Origin of the sequence: Blautia sp. KLE_1732_HM_1032, from assembly GCF_025147905.1 — a bacterium.
GTDB lineage: Bacteria > Bacillota > Clostridia > Lachnospirales > Lachnospiraceae > Blautia_A > Blautia_A fusiformis.
In genome coordinates, this window is sequence record NZ_CP102266.1 from 1164903 (window position 1) to 1180871 (window position 15969).

Annotated in this window: 13 protein-coding genes; all 13 read left to right on the forward strand. The window is 47.2% G+C overall.

What is annotated here, in order from left to right; all coding sequences use genetic code 11:
* Window positions 1-256: 256 nt before the first annotated feature.
* The 13 genes from tgt to NQ489_RS05695 all read left to right on the forward strand — a co-directional run bounded on the left by tgt (window position 257) and on the right by NQ489_RS05695 (window position 15728).
* Window positions 257-1408: a tRNA guanosine(34) transglycosylase Tgt gene (gene tgt / locus NQ489_RS05635; protein WP_015527155.1), complete on the forward strand. Its 1152-nt coding sequence runs from the start codon at window positions 257-259 to the stop codon at window positions 1406-1408.
* 157 nt (window positions 1409-1565) lie between these two features.
* Window positions 1566-1880, forward strand: coding sequence for a preprotein translocase subunit YajC (yajC, locus tag NQ489_RS05640; protein WP_015527154.1), 315 nt, complete (start codon window positions 1566-1568; stop codon window positions 1878-1880).
* 706 nt (window positions 1881-2586) lie between these two features.
* Window positions 2587-3942 carry an SPFH domain-containing protein gene (locus NQ489_RS05645; protein ID WP_173761274.1) on the forward strand — a complete coding sequence of 452 codons (1356 nt, stop codon included), beginning with the start codon at window positions 2587-2589 and terminating at the stop codon, window positions 3940-3942.
* Between the two features lie 84 nt (window positions 3943-4026).
* Entirely contained in the window at window positions 4027-5112 is a 1086-nt protein-coding gene (locus NQ489_RS05650; protein ID WP_021651409.1) for a hypothetical protein, read from the forward strand.
* 13 nt (window positions 5113-5125) lie between these two features.
* Window positions 5126-5926, forward strand: coding sequence for a TPM domain-containing protein (locus tag NQ489_RS05655; RefSeq protein ID WP_021651410.1), 801 nt, complete (start codon window positions 5126-5128; stop codon window positions 5924-5926).
* 266 nt (window positions 5927-6192) lie between these two features.
* Window positions 6193-7278 (forward strand): 3-isopropylmalate dehydrogenase, encoded by a 1086-nt coding sequence (gene leuB, locus NQ489_RS05660; protein WP_044961505.1) that lies wholly within the window; start codon window positions 6193-6195, stop codon window positions 7276-7278.
* A gap of 119 nt (window positions 7279-7397) precedes the next feature.
* The gene (ilvD, locus tag NQ489_RS05665) at window positions 7398-9071 is read left to right on the forward strand and encodes a dihydroxy-acid dehydratase (RefSeq protein WP_021651413.1); all 1674 of its coding nucleotides are present in this window, start codon (window positions 7398-7400) and stop codon (window positions 9069-9071) included.
* A 15-nt stretch (window positions 9072-9086) separates the two neighbouring features.
* On the forward strand, window positions 9087-10769 hold the full coding sequence (gene ilvB, locus NQ489_RS05670) for a biosynthetic-type acetolactate synthase large subunit (protein ID WP_015527148.1): 1683 nt from the start codon (window positions 9087-9089) through the stop codon (window positions 10767-10769).
* The gene (gene serC / locus NQ489_RS05675; protein WP_015527147.1) at window positions 10762-11844 is read left to right on the forward strand and encodes a 3-phosphoserine/phosphohydroxythreonine transaminase; all 1083 of its coding nucleotides are present in this window, start codon (window positions 10762-10764) and stop codon (window positions 11842-11844) included. Before ilvB ends, serC begins: the two co-directional genes overlap by 8 nt.
* On the forward strand, window positions 11844-13007 hold the full coding sequence (locus NQ489_RS05680) for a phosphoglycerate dehydrogenase (protein WP_021651414.1): 1164 nt from the start codon (window positions 11844-11846) through the stop codon (window positions 13005-13007). The genes serC and NQ489_RS05680 overlap by 1 nt, the downstream gene beginning before the upstream one ends.
* A gap of 204 nt (window positions 13008-13211) precedes the next feature.
* Window positions 13212-13625: an IS66 family insertion sequence element accessory protein TnpA gene (gene tnpA, locus NQ489_RS05685; protein ID WP_198013380.1), complete on the forward strand. Its 414-nt coding sequence runs from the start codon at window positions 13212-13214 to the stop codon at window positions 13623-13625.
* Window positions 13619-13963 (forward strand): IS66 family insertion sequence element accessory protein TnpB, encoded by a 345-nt coding sequence (gene tnpB / locus NQ489_RS05690; RefSeq protein WP_009246070.1) that lies wholly within the window; start codon window positions 13619-13621, stop codon window positions 13961-13963. The genes tnpA and tnpB overlap by 7 nt, the downstream gene beginning before the upstream one ends.
* Window positions 13964-14111: 148 nt before the next feature.
* Window positions 14112-15728 (forward strand): IS66-like element ISRgn2 family transposase, encoded by a 1617-nt coding sequence (locus NQ489_RS05695; protein WP_021650231.1) that lies wholly within the window; start codon window positions 14112-14114, stop codon window positions 15726-15728.
* Window positions 15729-15969 lie beyond the last annotated feature (241 nt).

The window sequence follows — 15969 nt, forward strand, 5'->3', positions numbered from 1 at the left end:
CTCTGACATTTCTGTCAGATGGGAGTTGTTTCTTCTTATTATAAAGGATTTTTAAGCGAATATTCTATATTATACGATATCGTTTAAAAAATGGCAATGTAAAAGTTTAACAATCAGTAGCCGTAAAGAAAAAAATGTGTTATGATATTGACTAAAAGTTTTGAAAGATATTTGCATCGGCAGCTGGTTATGGCTGTATCTGCGACGCAGATGCCGGGCAGAGACAACTTTAAAATGTTTTTAGAAGGGAAATGAAATGGCAGAATATAAACTGATCACAACAGAAGGAAGAGCGAAAAGGGGCGAGTTTAAGACGGTCCACGGAACGATCCAGACTCCTGTTTTTATGAATGTAGGAACAATTGCAGCAATTAAAGGTGCAGTTTCCACTGTGGATCTTCATGAGATCGGTACACAGGTAGAGCTGTCCAATACCTATCATCTTCATGTGCGCCCTGGCGACAAGGTGGTAAAGCAGCTGGGAGGTCTTCATGAATTTATGAACTGGGACAGACCGATCCTTACCGATTCCGGCGGATTCCAGGTGTTTTCGCTGGCGAAGCTTCGTAAGATCAAGGAAGAGGGCGTGTATTTTAACTCTCATATCGATGGTCATAAGATTTTTATGGGACCGGAGCAGAGCATGCAGATCCAGTCAAATCTGGCTTCTACCATTGCAATGGCTTTTGATGAGTGCCCAAGCAGTGTGGCAGACAGGGATTATGTACAGAAATCGGTAGCGCGTACAACACGCTGGCTTAAAAGATGCAAGGATGAGATGGCTCGTCTGAACAGTCTGCCGGATACCATTAACAAGAACCAGCTTCTTTTTGGCATTAACCAGGGGGCTGTTTATGAAGATATCCGTATTGAGCATGCCCAGGCTATCGCGGAGATGGATCTGGACGGCTATGCAGTTGGTGGCCTTGCAGTTGGTGAAAGTCATGAGGAGATGTACCGGATCCTGGATGAGGTGGTTCCGCATTTGCCGCAGAACAAGCCGACGTATCTTATGGGGGTTGGTACCCCGGCCAATATCCTGGAGGGGGTTGAGCGTGGTATTGACTTTTTTGACTGTGTATATCCCAGCCGTAACGGCCGTCATGGTCACGTGTATACCAACCATGGCAAGATGAATCTTTTTAATGCAAAGTATGAGCTGGATTCCAAACCGATCGATGAGGAGTGCCAGTGCCCGACCTGCCGTCATTACAGCAGAGCGTATATCCGTCATCTTCTGAAGGCGAAGGAGATGCTTGGCATGAGGCTTTGTGTTCTGCATAATCTGTATTTCTATAATCATATGATGGAAGAAATCCGGGATGCGCTGGATGCAGGGAATTTTGCGGCTTATAAGAAGATGCGTCTGGAAGGCTTTGAGGAAGGCAGGATCAACGGGAACCGGTAAGTTTTATTTATAAAATTTATGTAAATTACTTTGATTTTATAAGAAAACTCTTGAAGGTTTTTTGGTTTTTGTGTATGATAGTACGAAGTGACACTTTTAGAGGTCAGTAACGGCGGGGGTACCGCAGATTATTTGTTTTTAGCAGGAGGAATTTGAAATGATCGCATCATCTACAGCGGCAGCTGGCGGACTTAGCGCGGGTCTTGGTATTGTCTGGATCGTAGTTCTGTTTGGAATTATGTATTTTATGATGATCCGTCCGCAGAAGAAGGAGCAGAAGAGAACTCAGACTATGTTGAACAGCATGGAGGTTGGTGACAGTGTTGTTACTACCAGTGGTTTTTATGGTGTTGTTATTGATATGACTGAGGAAGATGTTATTGTTGAGTTTGGTAATAATAAGAATTGCCGTATTCCTATGAGGAAGCAGGCGATTGCTGAGGTTGAGAAGGCTGATCAGGCTTCTGCTTGATGCTTTTTTCGCAATAACTTGAATATGAGAGAGGCACTGCGTTTTTTTGTGACGTGGTGTCTTTTTTTGTATTTGTATGTGGACGAACGGACGAACGAACGGATGAAGGGACGCCGGGGAAGGGGATGCTGGCTGGTCTGCGGCTTCGTCGGGGGCTGGCTTCTAGGACGCCGGAAATCTGCTAAAAGCGTTTTTTAAAAGTCCGAACTCGCGGCCTGCTGCCGCTCAGACAGCGGACTTTTGAAAAACAACGCAGATTCCCGCCGTCCAAGAATCAGCTCCCCTCCTGCAGAAGCAGAGCCATCCAGCATCCCCTTCCCCGGCTGGTGCTTCCGGTGAGAAATAGTGTCGTTTGACGGTTGGTTGTGGGGCGTCAGCGCTGCGCTGGACGACTGCAATGGCTGAGTTTGTGTTTTGTTTGGGGGACGGCTGAGGCGCTGCGCTGTCAGCCTGGGATTGCGGATGTGCCTAGAATTGCGGATGTGATGGGAGAATAGCCTTTGATGCCAGCGCAGACGGACTGTGTGGATGTGCTAGGATTGTGGATGTGATGGGAATATGACAATTGTAATATTGTATAGAAATAAGTGGATTTTTGGTAAAATTCGTGTAATAATGATGTTACTATCAGAAATGAGAGTGACGATGGCTTTGGAATATCGTAAAATTGTAAATAAGAATGAATTTTCAGAAAGGGGTTGGATTTATGGGTCTTATCAGAGCGGCTGTGGGTGCAGCGGGTGGTACGTTGGCGGATCAGTGGAAGGAGTTTTTTTACTGTGAGGCTATGGATAAAGAAGTGATGGTTGTGAAGGGGACGAAGAGGTCTTCTTCCAGGTCTTCTAATAAGCATGGGAGTGATAATATCATTTCCAGCGGCAGCGGGATCGCTGTGGCGGATGGTCAGTGTATGATGATTGTGGAGCAGGGAAAGGTTGTTGAGGTTTGTGCGGATCCGGGAGAGTATACGTATGATGCTTCTACGGAGCCGAGTATTTTTTCAGGTAGTCTGGGTGACGGAATCAGGAAGACCTTTGATACGATCGGGAAGAGGTTTGCTTTTGGCGGTGATACGGGTAAGGATCAGAGGGTGTATTATTTTAATACCAAGGAGCTTGTGGATAACAAGTTTGGTACTGCTAATCCGATCCCGTTCCGGGTTGTGGATTCCAGGATCGGGCTGGATGTGGATGTGGCTGTGAGGTGTCATGGTGTTTATTCCTACAGGATCGCGGATCCCCTTCTTTTTTATACGAATGTGTGTGGAAATGTGGAGCGGGAGTATACTAGAGAGGAGCTGGACGGACAGCTGAAGGCGGAGTTTATCAGTGCGCTGCAGCCTGCTTTCGGAAGGCTTTCGGAACTGGAGATGCGTCCGAATCAGATCGTGACTCATAATACGGAGCTGGAGAATGCCATGAATGAGGTGCTTTCTGCCAAGTGGGAGGAGCTTCGTGGGCTTAAGGTGGTCAGTGTGGCACTTGGTTCTGTGACATTGCCGGATGAGGATGCCGAGATGATCAAGCAGGCTCAGCGTACGGCTATGATGCGTGATCCTGCTATGGCTGCGGCTACTTTGACCGGGGCCCAGGCGGATGCTATGAAGGCTGCGGCTTCTAATTCAGCAGGGGCTATGACTGGTTTTATGGGCATGGGTATGGCTGCTAATGCAGGTGGTCTGAATGCGCAGCAGTTGTTTGAGATGGGCCAGAAGCAGCAGGCGCAGCAGCAGAGTGTACAGAAGCAGGCAGCGCAGCCGGTTTCGCCGGCAGGGAACGGAGCAGGGGCTGCGGCTGGTTCCTGGACCTGCAGCTGTGGTGCGGTTTCTTCGGGGAAATTCTGTCCGGAGTGTGGTGCATCGCGTCCGGTGGAGGACAGCTGGACCTGTTCCTGCGGTACGGTGAATAAAGGAAAGTTCTGTATGAACTGCGGAGCGAAGAAGCCGGAGAAGAAGATGCAGTATCGTTGCAGCAGGTGCGGATGGGAACCGGCAGATCCGGAGAATCCACCGAAATTCTGCCCGGAGTGCGGTGATCCGTTCGGACCGGAGGATGCAGTATAGATCAGAAAGAGAGATGGTCAGGAGCAAAATGCAGGGTAACTCCTGCCGGTTGTTGGATACAGAATGATGAAGTGAGGTGAATATATGGCGAAGATGCAGGAGTTTAAGTGTCCGTGCTGTGGTGGCTCCATAGAGTTTGATAGTTCTGTGCAGAAGATGAAGTGTCCGTTTTGTGATACGGAGTTTGATGTTGGTACGTTATCGGAATATGCCCAGACTGTGGAGGAAGAGCAGCCTGAGGATATGAGCTGGTCGGATGAGGCCGGCAGTGAGTGGCAGGACGGGGAGAGTGAGGGGCTGCGTACCTATGTGTGCAAGTCCTGTGGCGGTGAGATCGTGGGAGATGCCAATACGGCAGCAACGGCCTGCCCGTTTTGCGGAAGTCCGGTGGTAATGACCGGGCAGCTGTCCGGTGCACTGAAGCCGGATTATGTGATCCCGTTTAAGCTGGATAAGAAAACGGCAAAGGAGAGGCTGAAAAAGCATCTTACCGGTAAGAGGCTTCTGCCGAAAGCGTTTAAGTCGGAGAATCATATCAGCGAGGTTAAGGGCATCTACGTTCCGTTTTGGCTGTATGACACAGACGCAGACGCAGATATCCGTTACCGTGCAACAAAGACCCGGTTCTGGAGCGATAGTGATTATGATTATACGGAGACCAGCTATTATGCAGTACACAGAAGTGGTTCTCTTGGTTTTGATCATGTACCGGTGGATGGCTCTGCCAGCATGGAAAATGATCTGATGGAGTCTATAGAGCCTTTTGATTTCAAAGAAGCGGTGGATTTTCAGACTGCGTATCTGGCTGGATATTTTGCAGATAAATATGATGTGACAGCCAGCGAGTGTGAGGAACGTGCCAATGAGCGTATCCGCCGCAGCACAGAGGCTGCATTCCGGGATACGGTGAGAGGATACGCCAGTGTGGTACCGGAGAATACCAGTATCCGGCTTCATAACGGGACAACGAAATATGCGTTATATCCCGTATGGATCCTGCAGACGAAGTGGAAGGGTGATAATTACATATTTGCCATGAATGGTCAGACAGGGAAATTTGTGGGAAATCTGCCTACAGACAAGAACGCTTTTGCACGATGGTTCCTGGGAACAACGGGGGTTGTGGGTGTGATCACTTATATTATCCTGTATCTGATCTGGGCTTTGTAGGGAGGTGGATGCCATGAAAAAAAGAATATCTGTATTTTTGATATCGATCCTTTTGTGTCTGGCATGTGCTTTTCCGGTATGGGCAGGCACCGTAAGCCGTTTGGATGACCAGGCGGGACTTCTGGATGCAGAGCAGCAGGAGAGCCTGAGCAGTACTCTGGATGAGATCAGTGAGCGGGATCAGGTAGATGTTGTGGTCGTTACCGTTAACAGTCTTGAGGGAAAAACAGCCCAGGCGTATGCGGAGGATTATTTTATTGACCATGGATATGGACAGGGGGAAAATGGTGACGGTATTTTATTCCTGTTGGATATGGGAGACCGTAACTGGGCCATTGCAACACACGGATATGCGATAGAAGTGTTTACGGATGCCGGACAGTCCTACATCATGGATCAGGTGAAGCCTTATTTAAGTGACGGTGATTATAACGAAGCGTTTCATAAGTTTGCCACGGAATGCGATGATTTTATCACGCAGGCAGATGAGGCAGAGCCATACGATGTGGAAAACCTTCCGGATGAGCCTTTTGCGGTTGGGATAAACCTGCTGATCGCTCTTGCTGTGGGGCTTGTGGCAGGATTACTGGTGACCGGAAATATGAGAAGAAAGCTGAAAACTGTGCGAAAACAGGATCGGGCGGCTTCTTATGTGCGGCAGGGCAGTATGAATGTGACCAGAAGTAATGATTTTTACCTCTACAGTACGGTATCAAAATCCGCAAAACCGAAAAATGAGGATAATAACGGTGGTTCCAGCACCCATACCTCATCTTCCGGTGATACCTTCGGTGGTTCCAGCGGGAAATTCTGAGAATATCATCAGGAAAAACAGAATATGATAAAAAAAGAAAGACTGCTGTACCGGAATGGTAGGGCAGTTTTTCTTTTTTCTGTGTGCGAAAGTATGTCTCTGTGGCGGCAGAAACAGGGAATTGCCGTTTATTTTTTGCATTCCGGAAATAACTTTATCTATTTAATAGGTTGAAATCCGTCGAAAAGTGCGTTATGATAATAACAATTATCCACACCAGTGCGTTAAAATTTTACAGCACAGGGGAAATCGGAGGAGTGAATAAAATGGAGTACAAGATTGCCCTGATTCCGGGAGACGGAATCGGTCCGGAGATTGTTGCCGAGGCCAAAAAAGTTTTAGACAGAGTATGTGAGAAATACAGTCATAAATTTTCATACACAGAGGTTCTTTTAGGAGGGGCATCCATTGATGCTCACGGAGTACCTCTTACAGAGGAAGCCATTGCCCAGGCAAAAGCTTCTGATGCAGTACTGATGGGTTCCATTGGCGGTGATGCCAAGACATCCCCGTGGTATAAGCTGGAGCCGTCCAAACGTCCGGAGGCAGGTCTTCTTGCGATACGTAAGGCGCTGAACCTGTTTGCAAATCTTCGTCCGGCTTATCTTTACAATGAGCTTCGTGATGCCTGCCCGCTCCGTGATGAGATCATCGGAGATGGTTTTGACATGATCATTGTAAGAGAGCTTACAGGAGGTCTTTACTTCGGAGCAAGAAAGACTACTGAGGAGAACGGAGTCCGCACAGCAGTAGATACTCTTTCTTATAATGAGAATGAGATCCGCCGTATTGCCATTAAGGCATTTGAGATCGCACGTAAGAGAAGAAATAAGGTTACAAGTGTAGATAAAGCCAATGTTCTTGATTCTTCCAGACTCTGGAGAAGTGTAGTGGAGGATGTGGCAAAGGATTATCCGGATGTAACACTGGAGCATATGCTGGTTGATAACTGTGCAATGCAGCTGGTACGTGATCCGAAGCAGTTTGATGTTATCCTTACAGAAAACATGTTTGGAGATATCCTCTCTGATGAGGCAAGTATGGTGACCGGTTCCATCGGAATGCTTTCCTCCGCAAGCTTAAATGAGACAAAGCTTGGTCTTTATGAGCCGAGCCATGGTTCTGCACCGGATATCGCAGGCCAGAACAAGGCAAACCCCATCGCAACTATTCTTTCCGCTGCCATGATGCTGAGATATTCTCTGGATCTTGATAAAGAAGCAGATGCTGTGGAAACAGCAGTACAGAAGGTTCTTACAGAGGGTTACAGAACAGGAGATATCATGTCTGACGGATGCAAGCTTGTCGGAACCAGAGAGATGGGCGATCTGATCGCAGATGCCATTGCATAAATAAAGCGGGACAGAGAGAAGAAAACGAAACAGAACAGAAAAAACCGGTACCTGGAAGAGGAAGTCTATAAACAGATACCGGATCCTATCGTAAAGAATAAAAAGGAGAGACCTTAAAAATGAAAAGTGATACCGTAAGAAAAGGCACACAGCAGGCACCACATCGTTCCCTGTTCAATGCCCTTGGAATGACAAAGGAAGAAATGGACAAACCACTGGTAGGAATCGTAAGTTCTTATAACGAGATCGTACCGGGACATATGAACCTTGACAAAATTGTAAATGCTGTAAAGCTCGGCGTTGCAATGGCTGGCGGCACACCGGTTGTATTTCCGGCGATCGCAGTATGTGACGGAATCGCAATGGGACACGTTGGAATGAAATATTCCCTTGTAACACGTGACCTGATCGCAGATTCCACAGAGGCCATGGCACTGGCTCATCAGTTCGATGCTCTGGTCATGGTTCCCAACTGTGACAAAAACGTACCTGGCCTTCTGATGGCAGCGGCAAGGATCAACGTTCCTACTGTATTCGTAAGCGGCGGTCCGATGCTTGCCGGCCATGTAAAAGGACACAAAACCAGTCTTTCAAGTATGTTTGAGGCAGTAGGATCCTATGCAGCAGGAACCATCACAGCAGATGATCTGGAAGAATTCGAAAACAAAACCTGCCCGACCTGCGGATCATGTTCCGGTATGTACACTGCGAACAGCATGAACTGCCTGACAGAGGTTCTCGGTATGGGACTGAAAGGAAACGGTACCATCCCGGCAGTATACTCTGAACGTATCCGTCTTGCAAAGCATGCAGGAATGCAGGTAATGGAAATGTACAGAAGGAACATCCGCCCAAGAGACATTATGACAAAAGAGGCAGTTTTAAATGCACTTACAGTAGATATGGCACTTGGATGCTCCACAAACAGTATGCTTCATCTTCCGGCTATCGCACATGAGATCGGAATGGATTTTGATATCAGCTTTGCAAATGAGATCAGTGAGAAGACCCCGAACCTTTGCCACCTTGCACCGGCAGGCCCGACCTACATGGAAGATCTTAATGAGGCCGGTGGTGTCTATGCGGTCATGAATGAGCTGAACAAGCTGGGACTTCTCCATACAGAGTGTATGACAGTAACCGGAAAAACAGTAGGTGAGAATATCAAAAACTGTGTAAACCTGAATCCGGATGTTATCCGCCCGATCGACAATCCGTATACAAAGACAGGCGGACTTGCCGTACTGAAAGGAAACCTTGCACCGGATGGTGGTGTTGTAAAACGTTCTGCAGTTGTACCGGAGATGCTGGTACATGAAGGTCCTGCACGTGTATTTGACAGCGAGGATGACGCAATTGTTGCCATCAAGAGCGGTAAGATCGTAGAGGGGGATGTTGTGGTTATCCGCTATGAGGGACCAAAGGGTGGCCCTGGAATGAGAGAGATGCTGAACCCTACATCTGCCATCGTGGGAATGGGACTTGGTTCTTCCGTAGCCCTGATCACCGATGGACGTTTTAGCGGTGCATCCAGAGGAGCCGCTATCGGACACGTATCACCGGAGGCAGCAGTAGGCGGCCCGATCGCACTGGTTGAGGAAGGCGATATCATCAGCATCAATATTCCGGAGCTGAAACTGGAGATCAAGGTTTCAGATGAAGAGATGCAGGCTAGAAGAGAAAAATGGCAGCCAAGAGAGCCGAAGGTGACAACCGGATATCTGGCAAGATACGCTTCCATGGTAACATCCGGAAACCGTGGTGCGATCCTGGAAGTACCGAAAGCAAAATAAGGAGGAACGAAAGATATGCAGCTTACAGGTGCAGAGATCATCGTAGAATGTCTGAAGGAACAGGGCGTTGATACCGTATTTGGATATCCGGGCGGCGCGATCCTGAATGTTTACGATGCCTTATATGAATATAAAGATGAGATCACACATGTACTGACCTCCCACGAGCAGGGTGCATCCCATGCTGCTGACGGTTATGCAAGAGCGACCGGAAAGGTAGGTGTCTGCCTGGCAACCTCCGGTCCAGGAGCAACTAACCTGGTAACAGGGATCGCGACTGCATACATGGATTCCGTACCGATGGTAGCCATTACTGCAAACGTAGGAAGACCACTCCTGGGAAGAGATTCTTTTCAGGAGGTTGATATCGCAGGTATCGTAATGCCTGTAACAAAATACAGTTTCATCGTAAAGAATATCGAAGATCTTGCAGATACGTTAAGAAGAGCATTTTATATTGCAAAAAGCGGAAGACCCGGCCCGGTGCTTGTGGATGTCCCGAAGGATATCACAGGAATGAAATATGAATATGAGCCATGCCATCCGGCTACGGTTAACCGTGAGATTAAAAGTATCCGTAAAGAAGATATTGATCAGGCGCTGGAAATGATCAGAGAGGCAGAGAAACCGTTTATTTTTGTTGGCGGCGGATGTGTGATCTCCGGTGCTGACCAGGAAGTACGTGAGCTGGCTCGCAGGATCCAGGCTCCTGTCTGTGATACTCTGATGGGCAAGGGTACCTTCCCGGGAGAAGATCCTCTCTATACAGGTATGGTAGGTATGCACGGAACCAAGACTTCCGATCTTGGCGTAACAGAGTGCGATCTTCTTATTGTTCTCGGTGCACGCTTCAGTGACCGTGTAACAGGAAATACCAAAACTTTTGCACATAATGCAAAAATCCTTCAGATCGATGTGGATGCTGCGGAGATCAATAAAAATATCAAAGTGGATGCCAGTGTGATCGGTGATGTGAAGGAAGTGCTGAAACGCCTTCTGGAGGAAATTCCGAAGAAAGAACATCCGGAGTGGATCGCACATATCCAGGAATTGAAATCAAAATATCCGCTGAATTATGATCACACACAGCTTACAGGTCCGTATATTATAGAGAAGCTTTATGAGTTGACCAACGGAGATGCGATCATCTCCACAGATGTTGGACAGCATCAGATGTGGGCGGCGCAGTATTATAAATACAAAGAGCCGAGAACTCTTCTTACTTCCGGCGGCCTTGGAACCATGGGCTACGGCCTTGGCGCTGCAATTGGCGCGAAGATGGGCAGACCGGAAAAAACAGTTGTAAATATAGCAGGTGACGGATGCTTCCGTATGAATATGAATGAGCTGGCAACAGCTGCACGCTGTGGCAGACAGCTGATCCAGATTGTTATGAACAATCATGTACTGGGAATGGTGCGTCAGTGGCAGACGCTTTTCTATGGAAAGAGATACTCTTCCACAGTACTGGATGACGCCGTTGATTTTGTGAAATTATCAGAGGCGCTGGGTGCAAAAGCCATTCGTGTGACAAAGATGGAGGATGTGGAGCCTGCACTTAAGATGGCACTGGCAGCAGAGGGACCTGTCGTTCTGGATTGCTGGATCGATCAGGATCTGAGTGTGTTCCCGATGGTACCGGCTGGTGCGAACCTTGATGATGTATTTGACGAGGAGGATATGAAGAAACATGAGTAGAGTGTATAATTTTTCTGCCGGACCGGCAGTGCTTCCAGAGGAAGTACTCAAAGAAGTAGCGGATGAGATGATGGATTATAACGGCACAGGAATGTCTGTTATGGAAATGAGCCACAGAAGTGCAGCTTTTCAGGAGATCATTGATACTGCAGAGAAAGATCTTCGCGAGCTTATGAACATTCCGGATAACTACAAGGTACTTTTCCTTCAGGGAGGAGCATCCCAGCAGTTTGCCATGATCCCGATGAACCTTATGAAAAACAAGGTCGCAGATTATATCGTAACAGGACAGTGGGCAAAAAAAGCTTATCAGGAAGCTCAGAAATACGGAAAAGCAAACAAGATCGCATCTTCTGAAGATAAAACCTTCAGCTATATCCCGGACTGCAGTGATTTGCCGATCAGCCCGGATGCAGACTACGTATACATCTGTGAGAACAACACCATTTACGGCACAAAATTCAAAAAACTTCCAAACACAAAAGGTAAGACTCTGGTAGCAGATGTATCCTCCTGTTTCCTGTCTGAGCCGGTGGATGTAAGCAAATATGGTATTATTTATGGCGGTGTTCAGAAGAACATCGGACCGGCAGGCATGGTTATCGTGATCATCCGTGAGGATCTGATCACAGAGGATGTTCTTCCGGGAACCCCAACCATGCTTACTTATAAGACACATGCAGACGCAGGCTCTCTTTACAATACGCCGAATGCTTACTGCATCTATGTATGCGGAAAAGTATTTAAATGGCTGAAGAAGATGGGCGGTCTGGAAGTGATGAAACAGCGCAATGAGGAAAAAGCAAAAATCCTTTATGATTACCTGGATTCCAGCAAGCTGTTCAAAGGAACTGTAGTTCCGGAAGACAGATCTCTTATGAATGTACCGTTCGTAACCGGTGACAAGGAAATGGATGCCAAGTTTGTTAAAGAGGCAACTGAAGCAGGACTTGTAAACCTGAAAGGACACCGTACTGTTGGCGGAATGCGTGCCAGCATCTACAATGCCATGCCAAAGGCCGGCGTAGAGGCACTGGTTGCATTCATGAAAAAATTCGAGGAGGAGAATGCATAATGTTCCAGTATCATTGCCTGAATCCGATCGCTGAAAAAGGTCTGAAACTTTTTGGCGATAATTATAAAAAAACAGAGACCGCTGACCAGTGTGATGCAATCCTTGTAAGAAGTGCAAAAATGCACGACATGGAGCTGCCGAAGAGCGTTTGTGCAGTTGCACGTGCAGGTGCAGGCGTCAATAATATTCCGGTTAAGGAGTATGCAGAGAAGGGTGTTGTTGTATTCAACACGCCTGGAGCTAACGCAAATGGCGTAAAAGAGCTGGTACTTGCAGGTATGCTCCTTGCATCCAGAGATATCGTAGGAGGTATCGAGTGGGTTGCACAGGAGAAAGATAAAGAGCACATCGGCAAGCTTGCCGAGAAGCAGAAAAAACAGTTCGCAGGATGCGAGATCAGCGGCAAAAAGCTTGGTATCATCGGTCTTGGAGCCATTGGAGCCATGGTGGCAAACGCAGCATGCGGTCTTGGCATGGAAGTATATGGCTATGACCCATATCTTTCTATTGATGCGGCATGGAACCTGTCCAGAACCATTAAGCACAGCAAGAGCCTGGATGAGATCTACAGCCAGTGCGATTATATCACCATTCATGTGCCGCTTCTTGACAGCACTAAGAAGATGATCAACAAAGAAGCTTTCGATAAGATGAAGGACGGCGTAGTTCTTCTGAATTTTGCAAGAGATCTTCTTGTTGATGAGGATGCGCTGATCGAGGCTGTTGAGAGTGGCAAGGTTAAGAAGTATGTAACTGACTTTGCAAATGAGACAGTTGCAGGACGCGAGGGTATTCTGGTAACTCCGCATCTTGGTGCGTCTACAGAGGAATCTGAAGAAAACTGTGCAGAGATGGCTGTAAAAGAGATCCGTGATTACCTTGAGAATGGTAATATCAAAAATTCTGTTAATTATCCGAACTGTGATATGGGTACCTGTGTGGCTGTTGGAAGAATCTCTCTTGCGCACAGTAACACACCGAATATGATCAGTCAGGTTACCAAGATCCTTGGATCCGAGGGATTGAATATTGCGGATATGACGAATAAGAGTAAAGGGGAGTTTGCTTATACTCTTATTGATCTTGAGAGTGCGGCGTCTGCTAAGGCGTTGGATGAACTCAAGGAGATTGAGGGAATGTACAGGGTGCGTGTTGTTAAGTAAAGGAACAAGAGGTTAGAAATACTTTTTTTTAAATACTGTGTGGCGTTTGCTTTTTTGTAAGCGCAAAATAATTCGACGGATTGTGTTGCCCTAAAAATCATTCCATAATAATCATTAGAAAATGCAAGCATTTCACTTTATCTTCTCTTGCCAGAAATGATAGATGCGAGCATTTTACTCTATCCGATTTATGGAGGTGTGCTCATGAGAAGCAAAAGAATACCTGCCGAAGAACAATACCGTCTCATCATGGAATGCCGTCAAAGTGGATTGACCGATCATCAATGGTGTGTGGAACACGACATCAAACCGGGGACTTTTTACAACTGGGTAAAAAGGCTGCGTCAGAAAGGTTGTGTGGATTTGCCAGCGTCAACCGGACGCAGCTATCGTGCACCGGAAAGCCAGGAAGTTGTCAGAATGGATTTTCATGATACTGACCCGCTCCCATATGAACAGCCATTCAATGTGATTCCGGTAGCTACGGAAAGAAATAACCTTTCCGTAGCAGAGCCAATGAAGCTGTCTGTAGGAAGCTTCCATCTAACAATACCAAATGGAACAGATCCTCAGCTTCTGGCTCAAACGCTCCGCATTGTGAAGGAGTTGGAATGTTAGGGGATATCACAGCCGCCGATGAAATCTATATCGTAACAGGCAGAACGGATATGCGGAAATCCATTGACGGGCTGTGTGCTATTGTAGAGGATCAACTCCATATGGATCCAAGGCGAAGTGCCCTGTATCTTTTCTGTGGAAAACGTTGTGACAGGATCAAAGCTTTGCTCTGGGAGTCTGACGGATTTGTGCTGCTGTATAAACGCATGGAAGTCCAGGGCAGGTTCCGCTGGCCCAGAAATCAGCTGGAAGTAAAGCAACTGACCTGGCAGCAATTCGACTGGCTCATGTCCGGGCTTGAAATCGAACAGCCAAAGGCATTCAAACCTACGGAATGATCGCGTAAAACATCTATGCCAACCAACAGAAAGGGAGGGGGTTCTCACCCTATATCATGTCTGAAATCCCTTGTAAATACTGGGTTTTCCTTCTTTTTCATTGCTTTTTATGGTATAATAAGAGCAGTGAAAAAGGAGCAGAAAACATATGGCCGGTAATTCAAAAGATTCAAAAATCCTCGCGTACAAGGACCTGATCAACCAACTGAATAAGACGATTTCCACACAGACAGAACTGATCCAGTCTTTACAAAAAACATTGGAAGCAGACCGTCTGGAAAAAGAAAACCTTCGTCAGCAGATTGAATATCTCACGAAGAAGCTTTTTGGTACTTCCAGTGAAAAACGGAAAGATATCGATGGTCAGCTGAATCTTTTTGATGAAGCCGAGCAGGAAGCAGATCCGACATGGAAACAGGAACTTCCTGATGACATCACTGTTCCGGAACATAAGCGAAAAGCACGACGGACACATGCAGATCTCTTTAAAAATGTTCCTTCCTGCGACGAGATCATTTCTCTTCCGGAGGAGGAGCGGAACTGTCCAACCTGCGGAACACAGATGGAATGTATTGGGAAAGAATTCGTCCGCCATGAATTCCGGTTTACCCCTGCCAAAGGGAAAGTAGTAAATATCTATCGTGAAACCTATAAATGCCCGGAATGTGCCATATCAGAGGAACACCCGGATGATCAGACATTTGTCAAAGCGCCTGTCCAGGAACCATTGATCCCAGAAAGTTATGCATCGGAATCCGTTGTAGGATGGGCAATGCACCAGAAGTACCAGAATGGCCTGCCATTAAACCGGCAGGAATCGGAATGGAAGCAGCTGGGTGTCCCATTAAGCCGGGCTACGCTTGCTAACTGGATCATTTACTGTGCCGAGAATTACCTCTGTCATGTTTATGATTATTTTCACCGTCAGTTACGGATGCGTAAATATCTGATGGCAGATGAAACCCGGGTTCAGGTACTGAATGAGCCGGAGCGCAATCCTGAAACAGGTTCCTGGATGTGGCTCTTCCGCAGTGGAGAAGATGGGCTTCCGCCGATCCTGCTCTATCATTACACAGAGACAAGGGCAAAGTTCCATGCAGCATCTTTCTTGCAGGGGTTCAGCGGATATCTGGAGACTGATGGATACCAGGGTTATAACAATCTGCCGGATATCAAACGCTGCTCTTGCTGGGCACATGTGAGACGTTACTTCACAGATGCCATACCGAAAGGGAAAGAGTATGATTACAGCCTTCCGGCAGTGCAGGGAGTACAGTTCTGCTCCAAGCTGTTTGATTGTGAGCGGTACTCAAAAGCAAAAAATCATACTGCGGAGCAGAGAAAACAGTTCCGTCTTGAAAAGGAGAAGCCGATACTGGAGGCATTCTGGAATTGGCTGGATCAACAGCGTCCAAATAAGGGAACCCGTTTGGCGAAAGCGGTGAACTATGCCCAAAATCGGAAAGACACCCTGATGACCTATCTGGAAGACGGTCATTGCAGTTTATCCAATAATCTTAGCGAGAATGCAATCAGACCATTCACTGTTGGCCGGAAAAACTGGCTGTTCAGTGCCAGTCCGAAGGGAGCTGCCTCTAGCGCTATTGTGTATACAATGGTTGAGATGGCAAAAGCGAATGACCTGAATACCTACAAATATCTGACATACCTCTTATCACAGCGGCCAGACGCTAAAATGTCAGATGAACAGCTGGAACAGCTTGCCCCATGGAGCGAGACTGCGAAAGCGAACTGTCAAAACTAAACATAGAGTAAAACGCTTGCATCTATCATTTTGGTGCAAGCGTGATTCATGGGCAGCGTAGCAATATTTTGCGCTTACGCTTTTTTGGCGAATGGCGCACAGTATTTTTTTGAGGAAAAAAGGAAAACCGCAAAGGGGCCGCAAAGCCGCGGCCCCTCTGCACACCCCTCGGGCTTTTTTTAGGAGTGCTTGGTTGTGGAGGACGGGAGTTTTGTTGACTTGTGTCTGTATGCGACGGTGC